We start from the raw sequence: 24,936 nt of genomic DNA on the forward strand, positions 1-24,936 counted from the left end.
AAATTTCTTGGGACCATGGCGAACTCAAATGACTATGCATGAAGGTTCTTGGTTCTGGTCCGACACGCGATTGAGGCATTGTCGGGGGATGGCCTGACTGAAACGGCCGTTGGTAATGGGCCAGGTCGGAACTGGGCTGATTTTCGTTCGTCTGCAATTTACAACGCGCCAGCCACGCGCTAGAGCACGTCCGAAGAACAGCCAGCCGGCGAACACAACACACAGGCACGGACACCACAATGAGTGAGTTCAAATCGGACTTCCTGAACGTTCTCTCCGAACGCGGTTTCATTCATCAGATTTCCGATCCCCAAGGGCTCGACGAATTGTGTTCGAAAGAATGTGTTACGGCCTATATCGGCTTTGACTGCACTGCACCCAGTCTTCACGCTGGCTCGCTCGTTCCGATCATGATGCTGCACTGGTTCCAGCAAACAGGCCATCGCCCGATTGCGCTCATGGGCGGCGGAACAACCAGGGTTGGCGATCCCTCCGGCAAGGACGAAAGTCGAAAGATCCTCACTGAAGAAACCATTGAGGACAACAAGGCCGGTATACGCAAAGTCTTCGAAAAGCTCCTGCGCTTTGGTGACGGGCCGACTGATGCCATTATGCTCGACAACGCGGACTGGCTGCTGAAGCTCAACTATGTGGACTTCCTACGCGAGATCGGCCGGCATTTTTCGGTCAATCAAATGATTCAGAGGGATTCCGTTCGTCTGCGCCTGGAGCGCGAGCAGCATCTGTCCTTCCTTGAATTCAACTACATGCTTCTCCAGGGTTACGACTTTCTCGAGCTCTACCGGCGGACAGGATGCCGGTTGCAAATGGGCGGGTCGGACCAGTGGGGGAACATTCTTTCAGGCACCGACCTTGTGCGCCGGCTGGCAGAAAAGGAAGCCTTTGCGCTGACCTCCCCGCTCCTGACCACAGCCTCGGGCGCCAAGATGGGCAAGACGGCTGCCGGTGCTGTCTGGCTTAATGAGGAACAATTGTCCGCCTATGACTATTGGCAATACTGGCGCAACACCGAGGACGCGGATATCGAACGCTTCCTGAAGCTGTTCACCGTCCTGCCGATGGACGAGATTTCACGTCTCGCTGCTCTTGAAGGTTCCGAAATCAACGACGCTAAAAAGGTACTGGCGACTGAAGCGACTGCTCTCATTCATGGGCGTGAGAACGCCGAAGCTGCAGCTGAAACGGCGCGGAAAGCGTTTGAAGAGGGCCAATCGGCAGAAGGCCTGCCAACCATCGAAATTCCCAGGGCTGAATTGGAGGCAGGTCTCGGCGTCTTGAGCGCGTTTGTGACGGCGGGCCTCTGTGCTTCCAATGGCGATGTCCGCCGTAACATCAAGGGCGGCGCCGTTAAAATCAACGACCGGAACGAAAGCAACGACCGGCGCCAGCTTTCTTCTGAAGACATTACCGGCGACGGAATTATCAAGCTGTCGCTCGGCAAGAAAAAGCACGTGCTGTTGAAGCCGGTCTGATACCGGTCCTCTTCGGGTAAACTGAAGGACCGGTCGTTCAGTTTGCCTGGAATTCAAACATTTTCCGGAAGATACCCGGCGCAATCGCGGAAATCGGATTGACGGTCAGGACCGGATCCGACACGGAACCGGTCAGGCGGTAGGTTACCCCGATCAGGCCTTCTCCCGAGTTGCCACCCAAGGCAAATCCCAGAATTGGTATTTTCGCGAAGAAGTTGTTGAGTGCGTAAATCGGAACGAATGTTCCGCTCAAGCTCAGCGTCTGTTCCGTCAGGTTGACGGTACCGCTCACTGTCCCGCCCAGCACATTTCCCTGAAGAGCGCCACGAATGATGGTCATCACATCGCCTTCCCGCGTGAAATTGATATCCATCGTATCGAAGTTTGCAGTTCCCTCTGACGTGCGTTTGCTTGCAACGGGGTCATCGGGATCCAGGTTGTTACGCTCGCGTTCTCGAATGCTTTGGATGGCGGGATCTTCGGTGATGCGGAGCGAACGAACCTTGAAATCGCCAGCCCAACTGTCCTCGTCTGCCATGGCGACGCTGAGCACACCCCGCCCCCCTTCCATGCGCTCATAAAAGTCCAGGAATTTCAGGGTCGCACCGGTGTCGGCAAACTGGCCCGTGGCAATCTGGCTGGCACCCTGCTCGCTCACCTTGAATTCGAAATCGGACTGGCCGTTGATGAGTCCGCTGAGGTCTGCGGTGCGCAGGCCTTTGCGGCCAGTCTCAATTTTTCCGGTAAAATTCTGCAGCGTTTGCCGGTTAAAGCCTGTCACGCGGTCGATCGACGCTGCGATGCGTGCTCCCTCGGAAAAATCACCGGCACCCTGGCTACCACCCGGGCTCGTGAGGCTCTGGATCAAGCCGCGTCCGTCAAACGCCGCTGCGGAAAAAATAATGTCATAGCGTCCATCCGCAGTCCGTTTGATGTCGACATCTGCGTCATCCCCGGGACGCAATCTGAATGTGTCGAAAGACGCGTCGATCAACTCGCCTGCATCGGAAAGGCGCATGGCACCCGAAACGGTCGCACCCTCCAGAGACAGATTGAAGTCTCGAACCAGTTGGAAGTCCTCTGTTTCGACAAGTTTGAAGGTGGCTTTGGCCGGAACGCCCTTCGCCTTCCGCCACCCGAGCGCCTGCAAAGCGATTTCGGCTTTTTGCAAATCGACCGAGAATTTCTGCCCATCGCTGACACCGGTTACGCTCAAAACAAGATCACCATCGAGAAAGGCCGTGAGATCGATTCCCTTCTCCTTAAGCTGTCTGGCGGTTACCGAGACAACAACATCCTGCTTCCCGGCAACACCGGATTCGCCGAGAGGCACAATCAGGTCGATATCGGCGGACAAACCGTCAAGCGTTCCATTGCCGGTAATCGCAACCTGATCCGGGTTGGCATCTATCTGCACATCCGCATCTTCTATTGTCCGGCCCATAATCGGATTTGAATCGGAGAAGCTTACAAGCTCGCCAGTCGCGCGCCAGTCGATGTCCTCCACGTCAATGCCCTTTGCGAGCGGAAACCGGGCGACGACGTCGATACTGCCGGTACCGGTTGCCCCGCCTTGCTGCAGACCGGCCCTGTCAACGACGCTCAATGGCTCGCTGTTGGCAACCGAAGCGAGGTTTTCAACGTCTCCCTCCACCTTCGCAGAAATACTGGCCGTTTTACCTTCCCGTTGAGGCAGATCATAAATCTCAAATACACTTTCCGGCACTGTAACCTCGCCACCAGTCAGCGTTGTTGCGACTCCATTGCGAGACGTAACCGTAAGGACCTCGTTGGCCACCTGCACTGTGCCTTCAAGTCCGCCAACCTCAGGCAGCTCGCCAAATGGCGTCACGGCGCCATCGGTGAAGGACATTTCCATCACCATATCGTTGCCGGACCAACCCGCGTCCGGGTCCCTATGATTGAAGGCAGGCGGGCGAATAGCGGCGGAATAGGAAAACGTCCGAACTGTTCCGCCCTTGATATTGTCGTTCACCCAACTGCGCGCCGGCGGCACAAGCGTGATCGGCCAGACTTGCTTGACGGTCGCGATCGGAATGTTTTCACCTGCCGCTGCAATTGCGACATAAGGACCTTCCTGCGTCACTTCCACAGATGCGACCAGCTGCGCGATCGCCTTGCCGGATCGGGCAACAAACCTGTCGATCGAAATCAGTTTCTTGACAAGATTAAACCGTGCGCGGATTTTCACGCCATCCAGCATCTGAGGCGCTTCCTTCACATCCGCAGAACCAAATTGCGGGTGATCCGCATCCAGACCGATCGTCCAATCGCCCGTGTCCGCTTCGTCAGGCTTGATCTGGCCGGAGAAATAAATGCGTGTGTTCCCGCGTATGACGTGGGACCGCGTGACCTCGATCGTATCCTGTCCCGCCTTGAACAACAGCGAAAGTGCGGCATCGTCGAATGCGACAATCGTTTTGCCCAGCTGAAACCAGCCGTTTCTCACCCGGGCAACCGCATTCGCCGACAAAAAATTTCCATCTTTATCCAGGCTGGTTTCAACTTTTGCAGATGCCGGTAACCCAAGCCCCTTTCCCTGCCTGTTCAAAGCATCCGGACCGAGCAATTCAGCAAGCGTGATACCGTTTACAACGACACCTATGGTCTTTTGCGCCTCGTCTTCCTCCGCTTCACGCACAAGTTCGAGCCGCCATGTTGAGACATTCCCGGTCACCTTCGCATTCGCCCGAATGACCCGGTCTTCCGTTCTCATGATGTAAGCGTCGATGCCTTCAAATTGGCGCGGCGTCTTTCCTGCCAGATTTACCGAACCATTCCTGACGCGCACGAGCCTTAATCCACGTCGTGCGAACTGATCGTCAACGACATCGCTGGTGCGGTCGATGGCCTCCATGAGCGGTCCGACCTCAGGAATTTTGGCCGGGCCACCCGACATCGTCACCTGAATTCTGGGACTATCGAGTATCAGCGAGGAGAACCGCAACTTGCCCGACAACAAGGCTTCTCGGTCCATAGGCACAACCAGCTTGGGCAAACTCAGCGTCACCGGCGCCGGGCCGGCGATCTCAGCGACAGCATCTTCCAGAACGACTTCGACGCCTTCCGGCGCGGTAAAATCCAGACTTGCCCGTTCTATGGACAGCGTTACGGGACCTCGCGTTCCCTGTGCGGCAAGAATACTGCCCATAAACGGTACTGGGACTGGACCGGATGCAAAAAGCGCAACGACGCCGGCAATTGCCAACACAAGAATGATCGCACTCGCAAACCAGATACGCCTGCGAAAACGTTTCCGCACCCCAGCTTTTTCTTCGCTCTTTCCGACGCCAGATCTACGAAACAAGTTCAGTCGGCTCTCCTGCCCGTTGTCAGCTGCTTGGCTCGCGAGGAGCACAAAGTTTCAATTACTTGTTCTAGCGCGCATTGAACGAGTCGCAACGCGACCTATGATAATTCGAAACCCGTCTCAAAATCGACTACTGCGTGCGCGCTGGCACCCGGTAGCGGCAAAAACGCACAAATTATGACAGAAGGATGACGCGATGCAGGAACTTGCAATTGGAGACGCAGCCCCTGACTTTGATCTGGAGAGTGACGGTGGTGGACGCGTGTCTCTGAGCGGACTTAAGGGAAAACCGGTCGTTGTTTATTTCTACCCGAAAGACAACACACCGGGCTGCACCAAAGAGGCAATCGCCTTCACGGAGTTGAACGATGAGTTCAATAAGTTGGGAGTGACCATTGTCGGTATTTCGCCTGACTCGGCAAAAAAGCACGACAATTTCATAGCCAAACACAATCTCGCGGTTCGCCTTGGCGCTGATACCGATATCAAGACGGCGGAAGCCTATGGCGTGTGGGTCGAAAAATCCATGTACGGGAAGAAGTACATGGGCGTTGAGAGATCAACGTTTTTGGTCAACAAGGACGGCGCGATCGCGCAGATCTGGCGCAAAGTGAAAGTACCAGGGCACGCAGACGCTGTTCTTGAGGCTGCATCCGCACTATAGAACCGGCAGTCGCATAAGATCCGGTCGAGACAAACATGACAGATAAAGCCGCAAATGCTCCTGCCTCCACACTGGTCGCAGGGGCTAGGGCTATCGTTGGCGCAGCAAATACTTCTGAAAAGGTCGAATTGGCATATGCCGTCTCAAAAGCCTGGTTCCAGCGAGGCATAGCGCTTGGCTCGCCATCAAAAGACGGCCGAATGCCGGATCGTCCGGGACGCCCACAAAAGCCGGAACTGAGAGCTCCGCGTGACATGCCGAAGCGCAGTCTTTCGGGAAAGTCCGGTCGCCTCGCTCTCATTCATTCTCTTGCCCATATCGAATTGAATGCCGTCGATCTCACTTGGGACCTGATCGGCCGTTTCGCTGACGCGCGGTTGCCTCGCTCCTACTACGATGACTGGGTGCGTGTCGGCCTTGAAGAAGCGAAACATTTCTCGATGCTGCAAGACCGTCTTGAAAAGCTGGGAGCAGCGTATGGCGACCTTCCGGCGCATGATGGCCTCTGGGAAGCGGCCCAGGACACCGGGCACGACCTGGCGGCACGCCTTGCCATCATTCCACTGGTGCTGGAGGCGCGAGGCCTCGACATTACACCGCCCATGATCGAAAAGGCGCGTGAGATTGGTGACGATGACACCGCAAAGTGTCTCGAAATCATCTACCGGGATGAAAAAAATCACGTAGCGTTCGGTGCGAAATGGTTTCGATTCTTGTGTGACCGGCAGAGAATCAGACCTGAGTCGGCTTTCCATTTCTTCGTGCGGAAGCATTTTCGTGGCACTTTGAAACCGCCATTTAATGATCGTGCAAGATCAGAAGCAGGCCTAACCCCCGGATTTTACAAGCCCCTTGCCCCTCTTACCGGCTAATTTCGATGCGCTTGCAGACGATTTATTAACCTTACCAAATTCTAATCAGCATCAGTTCTTTTGCAGAATGCAGACAGTGACTGAGTGATCATGCAACAGCGCCAAAAACAGATGCGGTCTCATCAAACGCCAAGAATGGCGGCACACCATTCTTCGTTGGATAGAAGCGCCAAATCCACGACCTACAGCGTACGGCCCATACATCTGATATGCGGTGCCCTCGCCTGCGTTGCCGCAACGCTCGGTGTGAGTGGAACGGCAGGCTACTATCTCATGCGAAGCGACATGATCGCGGAAGCATCTGCCGAGCGCACCGAGCTCGTTCTGGAGTACCAGGATCACATCGACCGGCTGCGGACTGAAATCGAAAAACTGACAAGCCGGCAGATGGTCGACCGGGAAACCGTCGAAATTCAGGTTATGGATGTTCTGCGGCGCCAACAGGACCTGAACCAGCGCCATGCAATCGTGGCGGACCTGGTGGCACGCGCTGAAAGCGTAGGCATCTATCTCAGCACCGACAAACCGCTTCCGCAGCAAAAACCGTCACTGGACTCACTTGGTCTGGCGTCTATCGGGAGCGATGACAAGTCGGCAATCGGTGGTGAGAGCGAACTGATTGATGAACCGGTCAAGGCTTTGGGCTTGCGCGAAACCACAAGCAGAAGCGTTGACCCGCTCACAATCCTGCAAAAGACCACACCCGCGCCCGCTTCCTCCCGAGGCGACTTAAAAAAAAACTCTGAAAAGCAGGCAGCGCTTGACGCCGTGAAGGCCGATATTTCGGAGATGGATGTCGAAAGCACCGCAGCAGTCGATGCCATCACCGTTGCGACCGAAAGCCGGATAGAAGACATACTCGGCATTACGCGCAAGATCGCTCCATCCGTGAACGCGGCGCTTATGAAGGACAGCTCGATTGGCGGACCGTTTACCCCTGTATCCGGAACAACATTTCCCGGCCGGCTGAAGCGGGCCGATAGCGCTCTGAAGACGCTGCGCCGCGTCAAGTTCACAGCGCTCCGCCTTCCAGTTGAGCGCCCGCTCCGCAACGGCAGCGTTTCGAGCCGCTATGGCCCGCGTGTCGACCCATTCCTTCGACGCCTTGCGATGCACACCGGTATCGACTTCAAGGCTCCCTATGGGGCGCGTGTTTATTCCACTGCACCCGGCACCGTTTTGAGGGCCAAGTGGGCCGGCGGTTACGGCAAGATGGTTGAGATCAAACACGCCAATGGCTTTGTCACTCGTTATGCCCATTTGAGCCGCATGCAGGTTGCCGAAGGAGATCACGTGCTTGCGGGTGACTTGATCGGAAATGTCGGATCAACGGGCCGTTCGACGGGTGCCCATCTGCACTACGAGATCCGCCGGAATGACAAACCGCACGACCCCGGACACTTCCTAACGGCAGGCGAAAAGCTCTCGGCCCTGTCCTTGTAAAAAACGGGGCCAATGGCCCCGTTGGTCTCACCAGGTCCAAGTGCCAAGCTTAGTCGATATCGTCAACTTCGACCGGGTCTCCGCCAAAAACCCTTTGTGCAAGCGCAGCTTCCATGAATTTGTCCAGATCCCCGTCAAGCACATCTCCTGGCGAAGTGCTTTCCACACCGGTGCGCAGGTCCTTGACAAGCTGATAGGGCTGAAGGACGTATGAGCGGATCTGATGCCCCCATCCGATATCCGTTTTGGAGGCCGCCTCAGCATTCGCCGCTTCTTCGCGTTTTTTCAGCTCGGCTTCATAAAGGCGTGCCTTGAGCATGCCCCAGGCTGTCGCCCGGTTTTTGTGCTGCGACCGTTCGGACTGACACTGAACGACGATACCCGTCGGCTGGTGCGTGATCCGCACCGCTGAGTCCGTCGTGTTGACGTGCTGACCGCCAGCGCCTGAAGCGCGGTAGGTATCAATGCGGCAGTCGCTCTCGTTGACGTCGATTTCGATGGAATCATCAATGACCGGATAAACCCAGGCACTGGAAAAGCTCGTGTGGCGCCGCGCATTGCTGTCGTAGGGCGAGATACGCACCAACCGGTGAACCCCGGACTCCGTTTTCATCCAGCCATAAGCATTTTCACCCTTGATCAGAAGGGTTGCAGACTTGATACCGGCTTCTTCGCCGTCGTGATACTCCAGGACCTCAACCTTGAAACCATGCTTTTCCGCCCACCTGCGATACATGCGCAGCAGCATGGAAGCCCAGTCCTGACTTTCGGTGCCGCCGGCGCCGGAATTGATTTCGATGTAAGTGTCGTTTGCATCGGCTTCGCCGGAGAGCAAGGATTGAAGCTGTAGCTTGTCGACCTTCTCCTTCAGACCGCGCAAAGCGTCCTCGGCGTCTTCAACAACAGACGTGTCGTCTTCCATCTCGCCAAGTTCGATGAACTCGACATTGTCGGCCAGATCCTGCTCGAGTTCCCGAACGCCTGTAATGCCGTCATCGAGCTGCTGACGCTCCCGCATCAGTTTCTGCGCCTTTCCGGGGTCATTCCAAAGGTTGGGATCTTCCGATAGGGCATTCAGTTCCTCTAACCTGACCAGTGCCTGGTCCCAGTCAAAGATGCCTCCTCAGCAGGCTTATGGCCTGCTTGATTTCATCGACGATGGCTTCCATTTCGGCGCGCATCGGATACCTCGCTATTTTATGTGAAGCGGCCCGGGCTTCTGTCGAAGACGCCGGGCCGAAACTTGGAGCGCGACCTTAGCCGCGCATACTGGCAGTGTAAACCGTCATTGGACGAGGAGCGTCTGTTCCGGAAACCGGTAGCGCGCCCACCGTGTCAGTAGAGTCCCCCGGTGCCCTCGGTTACTGCTCGCTGTGCCTCGGTCGAGACCGCAGTCGGAACGCCGAGCGTACTCTGGAAATCAATCACCGCATAACTGTCATTCGGTGCCATTCCGGGCTTAAACGCTTCGAGAATCGCGCCCGGAGCACCCGGTGACGCCCGACCGCCTGTGCTGCGGTTGATAGCGATTAGCTGCAGACCGCGCGGGACACGGAACTCGACAGGAGGTTTGTCCGAGAGCGCTTTTTTGACGAAATCGGTGAAAATAGGCGCAGCAACCTGTCCACCTGTTGCGCCGCGGCCCATCGGCTTCGGATTGTCGTAGCCGACGAAGACACCGACTGCGAGGTCAGGCGTGAAGCCCATGAACCAGGCGTCCTTCTCGTCGTTCGTGGTTCCGGTCTTGCCGGCGACCGGCCGCTCCACCGCGCGTACTGATGTTGCTGTACCGCGTTGGACCACGCCTTCCATCATCGATGTGATCTGGTAGGCGGTCATCGGGTCGAGCACCTGTTCGCGGTCGTCGATCAACGACGGTTCTTGCTGACCTTCCCAAATGTTCTGGGTACACCCGTCGCAGATCCGGCTGTCGTGCTTGTAGATCGTGCGTCCGTAGCGGTCCTGAATACGGTCAATCAATGTAGGACGAACCTTGCGCCCACCATTGGCAATGGTGGCGTAGGCCGTGGTCATTCTCAGCACCGTGGTCTCACCCGCGCCAAGCGACATGGAAAGAACCGGCAGCATGTTGTCGTAAATGCCGAACCGTTTGGAATACTCTGCAACCAGCGGCATGCCCATATCCTGCGCAAGACGAACCGTCATCACATTTCTGGAGCGTTCGATCCCTGTGCGCAGGGTGGAAGGACCATAGAACTTGCCACCATAATTCTGCGGCCGCCATGTGCCGAGGCCCGGTCCCTGGCTGATTTCCAGTGGCGCATCCATGATCACCGAGGACGGTGTGTAGCCGTTGTCCAGAGCAGCGGCATAAAGGAACGGCTTGAACGAGGATCCCGGCTGGCGGTACGCCTGTGTGGCACGGTTGAACTCGCTCTGTGCGAAGCTGAAGCCTCCAACCAGCGCAAGAACGCGACCGGTGTAAGGATCCATCGCGACAAGAGCACCGGATACTTTGGGTATCTGACGAAGCTCAAAAGTACCGGGCGCAACCTGACTTTCCTGGACATAAACGACATCTCCGGGTGCCAGTACATCCGACACGGAATCGGGAGCGCGACCGCTTACGCGTGCCCATTTCATGGTGTCGAGGAACAGCGGTCCGGTCTTGCGTTCTTCGGAGAGTTTCCCGCTCACCAGGACATCCGGTTGAACGCCTACCGTTGCCTGATCGCTGCCGCTCTCCAGAACGACTGCCAGGGTCCACTCGGGTATGTCGCTCAGGGCTTCGATTTTGGAAAGATCAACGCCCCAGTCAGCGCCCAGACCGATACGGTCGATCGGGCCGTTCCAGCTGCCGCGCTTTCGATCGAAATCGATCAGCCCGTCCATGAGCGATTTGCGCGCCATTTTCTGAAGTTCAGGATCGAGCGTCGACCGAACAGAAAGACCGCCTTCGTAAAGCCGTGTGTCGCCAAAGATGTCTGCAACCTCACGCCGGACTTCCTCAGTGAAATACTCGGCAGCAAAAAGACGGGATCCGCTTTTGCGCGGCGTGACGACAATCGGCTTGTCTTTCGCTTCTTCGCCCTCTTCCACGTCCACATAACCATCTTCAATCATGCGGTCGATGACGTAGTTCCTGCGCGCGATCGCACGGTCTGTGTATCGGAAGGGATGGTAGTTGTTGGGTGCCTTGGGGAGCGCGGCCAGATAGGCAACTTCCTCAAGACTGAGTTCGTGCACGGATTTGTCAAAGTAGATCAGGGCTGCTGCAGCGATCCCGTGCGCTCCAAGACCGAAATAGATCTCGTTAACATAAAGCTCGAGAATCTCGTCTTTCGTGTAAGCCTGCTCAATCCGCAGCGACAGGATGGCTTCCTTGATTTTACGCACGATGGACAGATCGTTGGTGAGAAGGAAGTTCTTCGCGACCTGCTGCGTGATCGTAGACGCGCCTTCCGGTCGCTTACCAGATCCGTAGTTTTGAACGAAACGGACCGCCGCACGGGCGATCCCTTCGGGATCAACGCCAATATGGGAGTAAAAATTCTTGTCCTCGGCGGAAATAAACGCCTGTTTCACTCTGTCCGGAATTGCCTGGATCGGCAGGAACATGCGCCTCTCGGTCGCGTACTCGGCCATCAGACTACCGTCAGCGGCATGGACACGCGTCATGACCGGCGGCTCATAGTTCTTGAGCGCGGTATAATCCGGAAGGTCTTCGTCAAGGTGCTGCAGGTACATCCACACGCCTGCTGCAACCAAGAGCGCAAATGCGGCTCCAATACCGAACAGGTAACCGAAAAATTTCACCAAGAATTTCATATTGCGGGCTCGTCTTTCCCCGTCATTGCTCTAAGCCACGTTTTAACACGTAAACCTTAACTCGACACGCAGGCGTACCAGTTATCACAAATACCTGAATGTTTCCTCGTGCACCAATATGGCGATGCTGAGGCAAATACCACACAAGGCGCTCAATTTGCGTGACAAATCCAAGCATTCATTGTGATGGCGTTGTCTGCTGACGCGCGAGCCTTGGTCTGAAGAAGCCGTGTATCGCTTCGCTCATCGCATTTGCCATGCGCTCGCGCCACTCTTCGGTAACCAAAAGCTTCTCATCGTGTTCGTTCGACAGATATCCGAGTTCCACGAGTACTGACGGCACATCGTGTGCCTTCAGAACGCGAAATCCCGCGGAACGATGCGGGTTCTTGATGAGGCGAACGGCGCTCTTGAGCTCGGTCACAAGCGTCTTTGCGAAGTAGCTCGAAAACGATCGCGTCTCACGCTTGGCCAGATCAAGCAGGATATCGGTGACTTCCGTCGGTTCCTCGTCCAGCTCGACGCCCGCAATGACGTCGGACATGTTTTCGACCTCGGCAAGCTCGGCAGAAAGCTGGTCAGACGCTTTGTCCGACAAGGTGTAAACCGTTGCGCCCCTTGCCAGTTTGCGGCCGCGCCGAACCGAGTCCGCGTGGATCGAAATGAATAGGTCGGCTTCCAGTTCATGTCCTATCTCGACGCGCCGGGACAAGGACACAAACGTGTCGTCTTCGCGGGTCAGGCGAACGTCGTAAAGACCTGTTTCTTCAAGTTTATCTCTCAGGAGATTGGCGAAATCCAGAACGATGGCCTTTTCCAGTGTGCCGCCAACGCCTGTCGCGCCATTGTCAATGCCGCCGTGCCCCGGATCCAAGACGATCAATGGTTTGTCACCGCTTCCCGACGCAGGCAGCTTGTCGGATTTCGCTTTTGTTTTTAAGGCCTCACTCTTTGCGACGCCTCTGGATTCCTCAACGAACGCAGCGAACTGATCGGGGTCGGAGCGCACGAGGTCCATCACCAGACGTGCAGGCTGATCGTCAACTGCGGGCAGAAAAAAGGTTTTGTCCACACGAACGGGACCACTCAAATCGAGAACGATCCTCGATTTGCCCTTTGCAAACATTCCGAAGCGCCAGTTCGTTACCATTCCACGCCCGGACGACCCGGCATCTTCCGGCAACAAAAACTCGACTTCCGGCAAATCGATGATCAAACGGTACGGTTTCGAGAGCCCGGAAATGGCCGGTGTCACCTGCGAATTCATGTCCAGAACGAATCGGGTCCGGTCTTCATCACCTGCAACACGTGCTCCAATGACCTTCGGATCGGGTTTGCCAGCGCCCAATGCTGCGTTCGATGCCATGAACGCAAAAAAAGTGAAAAATAACAGTGCGATCGGAACGAATGCCCAGCCGAAAGCCGGCCTGAGCAACGATTCATCACCCGCCACCTGAGGTTTTGTCCCGATTTTGTTCACAATTTCTCCGGCCATGTTGCGCACGATTTGCTCAGTATCACGCCCTGCCCGCTCCTCTCATACGCCATAACCCGGCGAAGGAAAATGGCTTATGCTTTTTCCACTGCTTGCAAAGAGGATCAGCGGATCGTAAAAGTACCTTACGGATTTCGGTTCGAAACCGATACCTTCCCCGATGACGAACAGGGTGATCTATCCACAGCGTCATCGCAATCCAGGGCATACTTGCGACGGAACAGAGGCCGTTCTGTCGCGCCAAAGCGTGTCCGGTTGAAGCGGGCCGGGTTTCGGGAAACCTTTGAACCAACTACTTGCGCAACGGGCCCTGCCGGTTCGGCAGACATCAGCGCAGGAGAAGGATCAGAAAGGTCGAACCCGTCCGCTACTGGCAGCAGATGCAGCGGCACCCCCCTCTCTGTTCTGCCGGCAAAGTACAACGACTTAACTTAAAGGGCCTGCGTTGCCCCGAAGGACCCGCGCGATGCACACATTGATCAACATAGAGCAAGGCTCCGCACCTGCGGCCGCTTTTGTTGATCAGACGACCGCGCCGGGCGCAGACGCCCTTCTCTATCTTAGCAAAACAAGTACGGCAGCTTCTCTCCTTTCGGGCGATGCGTGTTTACGAAACGCGCACAGCACCGCTGCCGTGGAGACGTTCAATAATGGCAAACAAAATGCTGATCGACGCGGGCCACCCGGAGGAGACCCGGGTTGTCGTCGTACGTGGCAATCGTGTTGAAGAGTTCGACTTTGAAGCAGCAAACAGAAAGCAGCTGCGCGGTAATATTTATCTTGCAAAAGTAACTCGGGTAGAACCTTCACTTCAGGCAGCGTTCGTTGAATATGGCGGAAACCGGCACGGCTTTCTGGCATTCAGCGAAATTCACCCGGACTATTACCAAATCCCCGTCGCAGATCGCGAAGCACTGCTCGCCGCGGAAGCGGCAGAGCGTCAGAACGACGATCAGGACGCCGAAGAAAAACCGAAGCGCCGTCGCCGTTCGCGTGCAGCGAAGAACGAATCGACAGAAACGGTTGCCAGCGAGAAAATCGAGCCATCCGAGGCGTCCGGTGACGAGCCGCAAGCTGACACTGATTCGCCCGACTCTGGCGAAGAGACTGAAGCAGCTTCTGCCAGCGCTGAAAGCGATGCAGATTCAGCAACAGAAACTGAAGTGTCGGTAACGGACGCGGAACCAGCCGAGGAAGCTGACTCAGCCCCGGAATTACAGGCCGCAGACGAAGCGGGCTCCGAAGATGGTTCAGACGATACTGAAACGTCAGCCGAGGCTGCCGCGAGCGCTGATGGCGACGAGGTGGATGATACCGGCTTAGGTGACGACGCCGAAGAAACCGAGACTCTCGAAGCTTCAGAGGAAGCTGAAGACGGCTCTTCAGAAGGCGTTGCTGCAGAAAAGGCCGAGGCTCCGACCAGGACCCGTAGCCGTCGCAGACGCCGGAGCCGGGATGACGAAGATGACGTCGACTCAGATGAGGATGCAGTCGAATCCGTTGGCGCTGAAGATGCCATGGAAGAGGTTCCGGAGCGGACTGTGCCGCTTCGCAAGCAGTACAAGATCCAGGAAGTCATCAAGCGTCGCCAGATCATTCTGGTGCAGGTCGTCAAAGAAGAACGCGGAAACAAAGGCGCTGCCCTGACGACTTACCTGTCGCTCGCAGGCCGCTACTCCGTCCTGATGCCCAACACTGCACGTGGCGGCGGCATCTCCAGGAAAATAACACAACCGACAGACCGCAAGCGCCTGAAGAAAATTGCCTCCGAACTGGACGTTCCGGAGGGTATGGGTGTCATCCTGCGAACGGCTGGCGCCAGCCGGACGAAAGCGGAAATCAAGCGTGACTTTGAATATCTCATGCGGCTCTGGGAAAATGTCAGGGAGCTGACGTTAAAGTCCAGCGCACCAAGCCTCGTTTACGAAGAAGGCAGTCTCGTAAAGCGTTCAATAAGGGATCTTTACAACAAGGATATAAATGAGGTGCTGGTGTCGGGTGACGACGGTTACCGCGAGGCCAAGGACTTCATGCGCATGCTCATGCCGAGCCATGCCAAGAATGTCCAGCCCTATCGGGATCCCTCCCCGCTGTTCATCCGCTACGGTGTCGAACCACAGCTCGACGCGATGTTCTCGCCGCAGGTAACTCTTAAATCCGGTGGTTACATTGTCATCAACCAGACCGAAGCTCTGGTTTCGATTGACGTAAACTCGGGCAAGTCGACGCGCGAACACAACATCGAAGACACGGCACTTCAGACAAACCTGGAAGCTGCCGAAGAAGTCACACGCCAGCTGCGCCTCCGGGACCTGGCCGGTCTTGTTGTCATCGATTTCATCGACATGGAAGAATCGAAGAACAACCGGGCTGTTGAGCGCAAACTGAAGGATTGTCTGAAAAACGATCGCGCGCGTATTCAGGTCGGCCGGATCTCGCATTTCGGCCTGTTGGAAATGTCCCGCCAGCGCATCCGCACTGGCGTCCTTGAAAGTTCGACGACGCCGTGCCCGCACTGCCAGGGAACGGGAATGATCCGCTCCGTGGAATCGGTTGCGCTTCATGTTCTGCGGTCGATTGAAGACAATCTCCTCAAAGGTGCGTCTCACAACCTGATCATCCGAACCACCACACAGGTTGCGCTTTATATTCTCAACCAAAAGCGTTCAAATCTCTCCGATTTGGAAACAAGGTTCGCAGTCGAGATCGCCGTCAACGCGGATGAGATGGTCAACGGACAGCTTTACGTGCTCGAACGAGGCGCTCCGATCGACAGAGACCGTGTTCCCGCACCCGCGCCGACCGTGCACCCGGATACCGTTGAAATTATTGACGAGAACACCGAGCAGCCGATCGTCGACGAGCAGGCTCAAGACGACGACGGCGGGGATCGCCGCCGCAGACGCCGCCGCAAGCGCCGCAGAGGCGGCGCGGACGGTGCTCAGGACGGAAGCGAAAATCGTCAGGTCGCCTCTGAGACCGATGATGCGGACGGTGACGAGCAATCATCGCAAGACGCCCGCGGTGATGATGACGACGCCAACGGTGACGAGCCACGGCGCAAGCGCCGTCGCGGTCGCCGCGGTGGAAGACGTGGCCGGCGGAACGGCGAAGGCACTGATCTCCAGTCTGCCGAAGCGTCGGACGATGGGGCCGGGCCAACCGATGAACCGGCTGCCGATGGTGAAGCTGCGGAATTCTCCGGCGAAATTGAAACTTCGGAAGAAGCAATCGAGATCGTTGCTGCTGAAGACAACACCACCGATACGGACAATGAAGCCGATGCGAACGTTGACCCGGAAGGTGCAGAAAACACCGACGAAAGCGCTGCAGCCGAGGAACAGGTTCTAGGCGCTGAGGCTGAAACGGCGTCTGATACCGGAGATGCTACGGATACCAACGCTGTCGAAATCGGAGAAGCTGAGGTTGTTGAGGAAGTCGCTTCTGCCGATGCAGCAGAAGAGCCGCAGGACATAGTTGTCGAAACGCCGACGTCCGAGCAGCCTGTCCCGAACGAGGCGGCAGAGGAAAAAACCGACGCGACACCGTCTGCGCCAGCAGAGCCGGTCGTGACCAGCGAAACATCAAGTGAAGACGATGAGGATAAACCGAAGCGCGTCGGCTGGTGGCAGCGAGGACGTTCGTTCTTTTGATCCGGATCTAGTCTGATGTGAGAAAGGCGGCATTGAGCCGCCTTTTTTGCTTTGAATGGCCTGCGGTGTCATTTGAGAAAACCGGACAGCCGGACCAGAGCCTCTTTCATCTGATCATGCGCCCCGGCAAACGAAAAACGTAAATACTCATGGCCATGTACCGGGTCGAAATCCACCCCGGGTGTTGCGGCAACCCCTGCTTCATGAAGCATCTTTTTGGCAAAGACCAGGCTGTCGTTGCTATATCGGCTGATGTCGGCGTAGACGTAAAACGCCCCGTCAACGGGGAGAATTTTGTCCAGCCCAACCTCCGGCAGTCCCTTTAAAAGCAGATTTCGGTTTGCGACATAACCAGCCTTGACCTCTTCCAGTTCCTGAACCGCATCCAGGGCGGCAGTTGCCGCGATCTGGGAGATTTCCGGCGCCGAGATGTAAAGGTTTTGCGCAACGCGTTCCGTCGGACGGATCAACTGGTTTGGCAGAACCATCCAGCCAATGCGCCAACCGGTCATGCAATAGTATTTCGAAAAACTGTTTATGATGATCGCGTTGTTTGAAATCTCCAACGCCGACTTCTGTCCCGGCGCGTAGTCGAGGCCGTGATAGATTTCATCTGAAATGAACCTGATATTCTCGTCATCGCAATATTGAACAAGCTTGGTGAGTGCGTCGGCATCCATCATCGTGCCGGTCGGGTTGGCCGGGCTCGCGACCAGAACGCCTTTGACCGGGCCGCTCTCACGAACCTTTTCCAGATGCTCCGGCGTGAGACACCAGCGCGTTTCCGCGTCAACCTCCACTTCAACCGGAACAAGGCCAAGTGCCTTGAGGATGTTACGATAGGCAGGATACCCGGGCGCGGTCAGGACGACCCTGTCGCCCTGATCAAAAGCGGAAAGAAAGGCAAGATTGAAACCTGCAGACGATCCGGTCGTCACCATGATCCTGTCCGGGGAAATCTCGACGCCGTATTGGCGCTGATAGTGCCGGGAAAGGGCTTGACGCAACGGCGCGATGCCGAGCGCTGCGGTATAACCGAGACGTCCATGGTCGAGCACTGCCCGCGCAGCCTCCACAGCAGCTTTCGGTGCGGGTGCAGACGGCTGACCAACTTCCATGTGAACAATTTCGCGGCCTTCTTCTTCAAGCCTGGCGGCTTCTGCGAGGACATCCATCGCAATGAAGGGGGCAACGTTGCTGCGCAAAGACGGTTGAAACGCGTCGTCTGTCATGAATTTTCTGCACTTCCAGCTTGTTTGTGTGTCGGACGTATTGCGGATTTTCCAACTCGTGGCAATCGGTTCTGACCGCAGCGATTTGACACAAGCGGCGTTCGCCGACCAGATCTTTCCGATTTGTCATGTTCGATTTCTTGACCGGAACCAAACACGTCCATAACTTCGCCACACATTCGCATAGGTGTATCTCGACCAGGATACCGGACAGGAGTGTTGACTTGCCAGGTTCCATGCCAGGTTTATCTTTTGTTGATAAGCCATTCATAACGCGCTTTTTTCGCAAGGTGACAGCAACGGCCTGCTCTGCCGCAGTTGCCTTGCCGATCATGGTGGCGCCATCTCATGCGCAGCGTGGAAAAGTGCCGGTTGTGCGGGATGCGGAAACGGAATCCCTCTTGAAGGATTATGCGAAACCGATCTTCAAGGTGGCAGGTATTTCACAGTCCGAGCCTGAAATCATTCTGGTCAACGACAAAAGATTCAACGCTTTCGTGCCCGATTCCAGGCGCATGTTCATCAATATCGGTGTGATCATGGACGCGGAAACGCCGAATGAGGTTATCGGGGTCATCGCGCATGAAACAGGTCACATCGCTGGTCGGCATCTCGTGCGGTTACGTGCAGCAGCTGCGAATGCGCAGATCATCGCGGTCATCGGTGTTCTCTTGGGCGCGGGCGCTGCAGCCGCCGGTGCCGCATCCGGTTCCGGACAAGCAGCTTCGGGCGGCGCTGCAGCTGCTCTGAGCGCGCCATCGGTCGGCAAAAGATCCCTGCTCGCCTATCAGCGCGGCGAAGAAGCAGCAGCGGACCGCGCAGCGCTCAGATATCTCAATGCGACCGGCCAAAGCGCACGCGGCATGTTGAAAACTTTTCAGCGCATGTCGGAACAACAGTTGTTTTCGAGCCGGTTCGCCGACCCATATGCGCAAAGCCACCCGATGGCCCAGGAGCGCTACACCGGTCTCTTGAATGAAGCGCAGAAATCAAAATACTTCAATCAGCCCGACGACTACGTGCTTCAGTATCGTCACGACCAGGTCCGCGCAAAGCTCTATGCGTTTTCCAGCCATCCCTCGGCGACCTTGCGGGCCTACCCTCGCAGCGACAAGAGCCCTGCGGCAAACTACGCAAGAGCGATCGCGGCAATGAAAAGCCGCGGAAAAGGTGCGGTGAAAGAAATCGATGCCCTCATTAGGACGCAACCGAATAATCCTTATTACTACGAACTGAAGGGCCAGGCTTTACTGGAAGGCGGCGATCCCACGAGCGCGATTGCGCCATTCCGTAAAGCCCTGTCGTTTAAACCCAACGAGCCGCAGTTTCTCGTGTGGCTCGGTTATGCGCTCGTTGGCGCTAACAACCCGGCCTATTACGCAGAAGCCGAACGCGTCCTGAAGCGCGCTATTCAACGGGATGCTAATTCAGGTGTCGCATACAGCCAGCTTGCCATTGCGCACGGCCGTCAGGGAGAACGCGCAGAGGCCGATCTGGCGACGGCCAAGGGCCTTATGGTCCGCGGTGACTTTGATGCGGCAAAGCGTTACGCGGCCCGTGCTCAAAAAAGTTTGAAGCGCGGATCGCCAGCATGGGTTCAAGCAGACGACATTGTAGCGTACAAACCACCTGATCTGCCGAATCGACGATGATGCCGGCAAACATGCGTGGTGACGGACACGGAAACTTGTGTCGTCCAAGGAGTTTTCAATGATGCACCTTTTCACAGTTTCAAAACGCGTGTGTTTCGCAGCATTCGTTTTGCTTGTGTCGTCGATGCCCGGCATCGTCGCGGCGCAAGACCTGGATCGCGGCGAGATTGAGAAAATCGTGCGTGAATATCTCCTCGAAAATCCTGAGATCATCGCTGAGGCTTTGAATGAGCTTCAACGCCGTGAACAGGAAGCAGAAGAGGCTGCACGGCTTCAGGCCTTGAATGACAGCGCGGATATTCTCTTCAACTCCACACGCCAGGTTGTCCTCGGCAACCCGGAGGGGTCCGTTACCCTTGTTGAATTCTTCGACTACAATTGCGGCTTCTGTAAACGCGCTTATGGGGACATGGTGCGTCTTGTCGAGGAAGACCCTGACCTCAGAATCGTTTTGAAAGAATTCCCCGTTCTCGGACAGGCGTCCGTTGAAGCCGCCCAGGTTGCTGTGGCGGTAAACTCGGTCGCCCCGGAAAAATACGGCGAATTTCACGAAGCCCTCATTTTGAGCCGCGGTCAGGCGAACCTTTCCAGCGCAATCGCGGCTGCAACGAGTGTTGGCGTATCCGAAGCCGACCTGCAGGTTGCCATGGCAACGGATGAAGCCGGTCAGACAATCGAAGAGGTCTATACCCTTGCCAACCGCCTCGGCCTGACCGGAACGCCCTCCTACGTGGTCGGCAACGAAGTGGTCATGGGTGCAGTCGGATATGAGGAGCTTCGCGTTAAGCTGGACGCCATGAAGGATTGCGGTCAGACGACTTGTTGAGTGGTGGCCGCTCTAGCTTGTTGGAAACCGCAGCCGAGTGAAATCTATAAGTATTCAGGGCTTTTCCTGACACAATTGAATCCCTATAAGAAGCATGGCTCGCATTCGGCCGAATGCGGGCCCAAAATCTATAGCCTCCTCATTTTGGTGGCAAAAATGTGCGGACGGAACCGGCCCTTCGTTAGATTTGTCTTTGTGCATGTCTGAAACACCCGGGAATCTGCAACATTTTGCGGAAAAAGAGACCGGCAGCCCCCGTGTCTCACGCTTAGTGGACCGAGTACGAGAGCCAAACGATATGATGCGTAATGATAACAAGAAATTCGACACGGCCCTGATCCGGGATCTCGCAGTTTTGCTGGACGAAACAAATCTGTCGGAAATCGAATTGGAACAGGGCGACACGCGCATTCGCGTCGCGCGCCAGATGTCGATCAATGCTCCCGTAAGTGTTGCCACGCCGACTGCGGTAGCAGCGCCCGTTGCGGCGGCCCCCGCTGCCCCCAAAACGGAAACCGTTGCTGAAAGCCCGTCTCAGTCCGGTTCGACCGTTACATCTCCCATGGTCGGAACCGCGTATCTTTCTCCTGAACCAGGGGCCGCCCCATTTATCCAGGTTGGTGACAAAGTGGCCGAAGGGCAGACGATCCTGATCGTTGAGGCGATGAAGACCATGAACAACATCCCGTCCACCAAAACAGGGACCGTCAAGCAGATCCTCGTTGACGACGCCCAGCCGGTGGAATTTGGCGAACCGCTGATCGTTGTCGAATAAGGATCCGGCAGACCATGTTCTCCAAAATTCTCATCGCCAATCGCGGCGAAATCGCCTTGCGCATTCTGCGCGCCTGCAAAGAGCTCGGAATTCCGACTGTCGCGGTTCACTCGACCGCCGATGCCGACGCCATGCACGTGCGCCTCGCAGATGAAAGCGTTTGTATCGGACCGCCGGCAGCTCGCGACAGTTACCTGAACATCCCGCAGCTGCTTGCCGCTTGCGAGATCACAGGCGCGGATGCTGTGCACCCCGGTTACGGTTTTCTTTCCGAAAACGCGCGTTTTGCCGAGATACTCGAAGCGCATAACATTGAATTCATCGGCCCGACCGCGGAGCACATTCGCGTCATGGGCGACAAGATCCAGGCAAAACAAACAGCCAGGGACCTTGGCATTCCTGTCGTTCCCGGTTCGGACGGCGAAGTCACCGCCAGCGACGATGCCCACGCGATCGCGCGCGAAATTGGCTATCCGGTTCTGGTCAAGGCTGCTGCGGGCGGCGGTGGGCGCGGTATGAAGGTTGCCCAAACCGAAAACGATCTGGAGACAGCACTTTCAACGGCCCGCGCGGAAGCGAAGGCCGCCTTTGGTGACGACGCGCTCTATATGGAAAAGTACCTCGGCAAGCCTCGGCATATCGAGATACAGGTGCTCGGAGACGGCAAAGGAAATGCCGTCCATCTTGGCGAACGGGACTGTTCCCTTCAGCGCCGGCACCAGAAGGTCCTTGAGGAAGCCCCTTCCCCAAGCCTGAATGCCGAACAGCGCGACAGGATCGGTGAAATTGTTGCCAGCGCCATGCGGAAACTGAAATACCGCGGCGTCGGCACGGTAGAGTTCCTCTACGAAAACGGCGAGTTTTATTTCATCGAGATGAACACCCGGCTTCAGGTTGAACACCCTGTAACCGAGATGATCACCGGGATTGATCTGGTCAACGAACAGATCCGGATCGCCGCCGGCGGTGATCTTGATATGACCCAGGATGACATCAAATTCGATGGCCACGCGATCGAATGCCGCATCAATGCCGAAGATCCGGTCACGTTCGCGCCCTCGCCCGGCACAATCACCTATTACCACCCGCCTGGCGGCCTCGGTGTACGTGTGGATTCAGGCGTTTACCAAGGCTACAAGATCCCGCCTTACTACGACAGTCTGATTGGCAAGCTGATCGTACACGGCCGAAATCGCGTTGAGTGCATGATGCGGCTGCGTCGCTGCCTTGACGAATTTGTCGTTGACGAGATCAAGTCTACTATTCCGCTTTTCCGCGATTTGGTGGACAATCAGGCAATCGCGAACGGTCAGTACGACATTCACTGGCTCGAGAAGTACCTGGCCGACAAGTCGAACTAACCGGGCGCTTGCACAGGGACAGCCCCTTGCAACCGGGAAGCGAGGCCATATGGCTGGTTACAAAGACGACATCGTTATGGAAATTACACCGCAGGTGCTGCTCAAAGCCTACGCCTGCGGCCTTTTTCCAATGGCCGAATCTGCGGATGATCCGGGCTTGTTCTGGCTTGAGCCGGAACAGCGCGGCATCCTGCCTCTGGATTCGTTTCACATGCCGCGCCGCCTGCGTCGGACAATCCGCAACGATGTCTTCGAAATTCGGGTCAGCACGGACTTTCAACGCATTATCGACGGTTGTGCAGAGCCGATGCCCGGACGCCAGAAGACCTGGATCAACCGGGAAATCCGTCGGCTCTATGGTGAACTCTTCGAAATGGGCTACTGCCACACAATCGAGGCATGGCTGGATGGCGATCTGGTCGGCGGACTGTATGGCGTCAGTCTGAACGGTGCCTTTTTCGGCGAAAGCATGTTCACCTTCAAGACGGACGCCTCGAAAGTGTGTCTCGCGCACCTTGTGGCACGGTTGATCGTCGGTGGTTACACGCTCCTGGATACACAATTCGTAACGGATCACCTCAGCCGCTTCGGTACGCTTGAGGTTTCGCAGGCCGACTACAACACACGGCTGTCAGAAGCCCTGCAGCTGGAGACAGACTTTTACGCGCTCTCGCCTCAGGCAAGCGGACAAGAAGTGATGACGGTCCTGGACAGTTGGAAAGCCGGCTGACTGGATTTCCCAGAAAGTCGGTCCGAAAAAGTGCCGGTTGCCGGTTGATGACAAGACTGGCCGGAGCCTTACCGGAACAACATCATCTGCGAGACAAAGAAAAACCCCGCTTGTGCGGGGCCTTTCACAATTCGATAAACTGAAATTCGGTCAGCTTCCTGGCGTCCAGGCTTCGTAGTCGCCAGTGACTTCGGGACGCTTTTCCGGCGTCAGGATCGAACCGTTCGGCCGATACGCATCCGGCGTTCCTGTCCGGTTCGCGTTATGCTTCTGCTGCCAGTGCTTGGGGTGATACGTTTCTTCCGAAGGTGGCGTATCGACGCGGTGGTGCATCCAGCCGTGCCAACCCGGTGGTATGGCGGATGCCTCTGCAAGACCGTTGTAGATCACCCAGCGCTTCTTGCCGCCCCGTTCCTTGTAGTACTTGTTGCCGGCCTCGTCCTCGCCCACGAATTCGCCCTTGCGCCATGTGAAAAAGCGCGTGCCCATCGTCTGGCTGTTCCACCAGGTGAAGAATTCGAGAAGAAACGTTTTCATGGCCCTCAAAAGGTCCCTAGGTAACAAGTGAGGTTGGACCGGCCCGACGAACCAGCTTTCCTGAGTTGGCGGACTATGGCGCCAACAACGGCGTCTGTCCAGTACCGCACTGTCGCAGGACTGAGAAATTGTCTTGTTCGCTCGAATGGGCTTGGCCGAACGGCACTAGTGCAATTTCAGATCTTTCGATTTGACGTATTCGGCATTGCGGATATGGCGGGCCGCTGCGGAATGTTTGGCCTTCGTTCCACCCTTTTTGACGCCGGCGAAGACCGGTTCTTTCACGGGCGGCGGCTCCTCCTTGGGCTTTTTGACGAATTCCTCTTCTACGACTTCTTCGACTTCGGCGCGTTTTTGAATTGCAAGCTTGTGGTGCAAGCGCGCACCGGCCAGGGACTGCATCTTCTCGGCCTGCTCGTCCATGGTCTTTTGAATGCCGTAAATATTGTAGAAGCCCGAATTCTCCAGAACCATCGGTCGGTCGTCTGCCAACAGCCACCGCAGGCGCTTGAAGAGCGTAGACGGCGAAACCGGTTTGACGAGCACGTGATGCGCTCCGGCGCGCAAGGCCTTGTCGACCAGCGGCCTCGTCCCGTGCGCTGTTATGAAGAGAATCGGCACATAGCAAAGCGGCTCCATGTGACGGTGCCGGACGAGGCGAAGAAACTGGTATCCGGACGTTGGCTCCATGCGCCAGTCCGTCAGAATCACATTGGGAGGTTCGGCAAGACTCGCTTCCAGAGCTTCATCGACCGAATCAAAAACCCGAACACGCGCGACTTTGAAGCTCAGAAGAATCGATCGGAGAATCGTTTGCATCGGTTTGCTGTCTTCCACGACAACTGCATCGATATCCTCCATCGATAGGCCAAATGCGGCGTGATGCTTCATAAAATGCGGATCCCTTTCCCTGTAATTCCCGCACTAAATCAAAGCCGGCTTAAACCGCGCTGAAATCGCTCATCGTGATTTTCTTCAAATTTTCATAAAACCGGGATAAGTCTCATCCACAAGGAAGTGCACACAGTGAGCCGGATGCTTTTTGCTGGGAATGCAAGCCCAATTTTCAAAGCTTCCCTCTGG

General features: G+C 56.3%; 17 protein-coding genes. 10 read left to right on the forward strand and 7 right to left on the reverse strand.

Features of this window, described 5'->3' with window-relative positions; translation table 11 throughout:
* Nucleotides 1–239: 239 nt before the first annotated feature.
* Entirely contained in the window at nucleotides 240–1,493 is a 1,254-nt protein-coding gene (tyrS, locus tag ABVF61_RS00660) for a tyrosine--tRNA ligase (protein WP_353991619.1), read from the forward strand.
* 37 nt (nucleotides 1,494–1,530) lie between these two features.
* On the opposite strand, the gene ABVF61_RS00665 is transcribed toward tyrS, so the two are convergent.
* Entirely contained in the window at nucleotides 1,531–4,776 is a 3,246-nt protein-coding gene (locus ABVF61_RS00665) for a YhdP family protein (protein WP_353991620.1), read from the reverse strand.
* A 244-nt stretch (nucleotides 4,777–5,020) separates the two neighbouring features.
* Here ABVF61_RS00665 and bcp point away from each other — a divergent pair, with 244 nt between their 5' ends.
* The 3 genes from bcp to ABVF61_RS00680 all read left to right on the forward strand — a co-directional run bounded on the left by bcp (nucleotide 5,021) and on the right by ABVF61_RS00680 (nucleotide 7,803).
* Nucleotides 5,021–5,488, forward strand: coding sequence for a thioredoxin-dependent thiol peroxidase (bcp, locus tag ABVF61_RS00670; protein ID WP_353991621.1), 468 nt, complete (start codon nucleotides 5,021–5,023; stop codon nucleotides 5,486–5,488).
* Between the two features lie 35 nt (nucleotides 5,489–5,523).
* Nucleotides 5,524–6,360 (forward strand): ferritin-like domain-containing protein, encoded by an 837-nt coding sequence (locus ABVF61_RS00675; protein WP_353991622.1) that lies wholly within the window; start codon nucleotides 5,524–5,526, stop codon nucleotides 6,358–6,360.
* A gap of 156 nt (nucleotides 6,361–6,516) precedes the next feature.
* The gene (locus ABVF61_RS00680) at nucleotides 6,517–7,803 is read left to right on the forward strand and encodes a M23 family metallopeptidase (RefSeq protein WP_353991623.1); all 1,287 of its coding nucleotides are present in this window, start codon (nucleotides 6,517–6,519) and stop codon (nucleotides 7,801–7,803) included.
* 49 nt (nucleotides 7,804–7,852) lie between these two features.
* Here the strand turns inward: ABVF61_RS00680 and prfB are convergent.
* From prfB to ABVF61_RS00695, 3 genes are all read right to left on the reverse strand, one after another.
* A protein-coding gene (prfB, locus tag ABVF61_RS00685) for a peptide chain release factor 2 (RefSeq protein WP_353991624.1) occupies nucleotides 7,853–8,984 on the reverse strand; the annotation gives its coding sequence in 2 pieces (ribosomal slippage) (nucleotides 7,853–8,914 and nucleotides 8,916–8,984; 1,131 coding nt in all).
* Nucleotides 8,985–9,138: 154 nt separating this feature from the next.
* Nucleotides 9,139–11,583 carry a penicillin-binding protein 1A gene (locus ABVF61_RS00690; protein ID WP_353993648.1) on the reverse strand — a complete coding sequence of 815 codons (2,445 nt, stop codon included), beginning with the start codon at nucleotides 11,581–11,583 and terminating at the stop codon, nucleotides 9,139–9,141.
* Nucleotides 11,584–11,770: 187 nt separating this feature from the next.
* Nucleotides 11,771–13,072 carry an N-acetylmuramoyl-L-alanine amidase gene (locus tag ABVF61_RS00695; RefSeq protein WP_353991625.1) on the reverse strand — a complete coding sequence of 434 codons (1,302 nt, stop codon included), beginning with the start codon at nucleotides 13,070–13,072 and terminating at the stop codon, nucleotides 11,771–11,773.
* Nucleotides 13,073–13,737: 665 nt separating this feature from the next.
* Here ABVF61_RS00695 and ABVF61_RS00700 point away from each other — a divergent pair.
* Nucleotides 13,738–16,740 (forward strand): Rne/Rng family ribonuclease, encoded by a 3,003-nt coding sequence (locus ABVF61_RS00700; protein WP_353991626.1) that lies wholly within the window; start codon nucleotides 13,738–13,740, stop codon nucleotides 16,738–16,740.
* 68 nt (nucleotides 16,741–16,808) lie between these two features.
* Here the strand turns inward: ABVF61_RS00700 and ABVF61_RS00705 are convergent, their stop codons facing one another.
* Nucleotides 16,809–17,972 carry a pyridoxal phosphate-dependent aminotransferase gene (locus ABVF61_RS00705; protein ID WP_353991627.1) on the reverse strand — a complete coding sequence of 388 codons (1,164 nt, stop codon included), beginning with the start codon at nucleotides 17,970–17,972 and terminating at the stop codon, nucleotides 16,809–16,811.
* 401 nt (nucleotides 17,973–18,373) lie between these two features.
* Here ABVF61_RS00705 and ABVF61_RS00710 point away from each other — a divergent pair, with 401 nt between their 5' ends.
* The 5 genes from ABVF61_RS00710 (at nucleotide 18,374) to aat (ending at nucleotide 23,316) form a co-directional block, all read left to right on the forward strand.
* Nucleotides 18,374–19,624 carry a M48 family metalloprotease gene (locus ABVF61_RS00710; RefSeq protein ID WP_353991628.1) on the forward strand — a complete coding sequence of 417 codons (1,251 nt, stop codon included), beginning with the start codon at nucleotides 18,374–18,376 and terminating at the stop codon, nucleotides 19,622–19,624.
* Nucleotides 19,625–19,682: 58 nt separating this feature from the next.
* Nucleotides 19,683–20,450: a DsbA family protein gene (locus tag ABVF61_RS00715; RefSeq protein ID WP_353991629.1), complete on the forward strand. Its 768-nt coding sequence runs from the start codon at nucleotides 19,683–19,685 to the stop codon at nucleotides 20,448–20,450.
* Nucleotides 20,451–20,751: 301 nt separating this feature from the next.
* Entirely contained in the window at nucleotides 20,752–21,225 is a 474-nt protein-coding gene (gene accB, locus ABVF61_RS00720) for an acetyl-CoA carboxylase biotin carboxyl carrier protein (protein ID WP_353993649.1), read from the forward strand.
* A 14-nt stretch (nucleotides 21,226–21,239) separates the two neighbouring features.
* Nucleotides 21,240–22,586 (forward strand): acetyl-CoA carboxylase biotin carboxylase subunit, encoded by a 1,347-nt coding sequence (gene accC, locus ABVF61_RS00725; RefSeq protein ID WP_353991630.1) that lies wholly within the window; start codon nucleotides 21,240–21,242, stop codon nucleotides 22,584–22,586.
* 49 nt (nucleotides 22,587–22,635) lie between these two features.
* On the forward strand, nucleotides 22,636–23,316 hold the full coding sequence (gene aat / locus ABVF61_RS00730; protein ID WP_353991631.1) for a leucyl/phenylalanyl-tRNA--protein transferase: 681 nt from the start codon (nucleotides 22,636–22,638) through the stop codon (nucleotides 23,314–23,316).
* Nucleotides 23,317–23,466: 150 nt separating this feature from the next.
* On the opposite strand, the gene ABVF61_RS00735 is transcribed toward aat, so the two are convergent.
* On the reverse strand, nucleotides 23,467–23,853 hold the full coding sequence (locus tag ABVF61_RS00735) for an NADH:ubiquinone oxidoreductase subunit NDUFA12 (protein WP_353991632.1): 387 nt from the start codon (nucleotides 23,851–23,853) through the stop codon (nucleotides 23,467–23,469).
* Nucleotides 23,854–24,018: 165 nt separating this feature from the next.
* On the reverse strand, nucleotides 24,019–24,744 hold the full coding sequence (locus ABVF61_RS00740) for a response regulator (protein WP_353991633.1): 726 nt from the start codon (nucleotides 24,742–24,744) through the stop codon (nucleotides 24,019–24,021).
* Between the last annotated feature and the right edge of the window lie 192 nt (nucleotides 24,745–24,936).

Source organism: Roseibium sp. HPY-6, assembly GCF_040530035.1.
In the GTDB taxonomy this organism is placed as follows: domain Bacteria; phylum Pseudomonadota; class Alphaproteobacteria; order Rhizobiales; family Stappiaceae; genus Roseibium.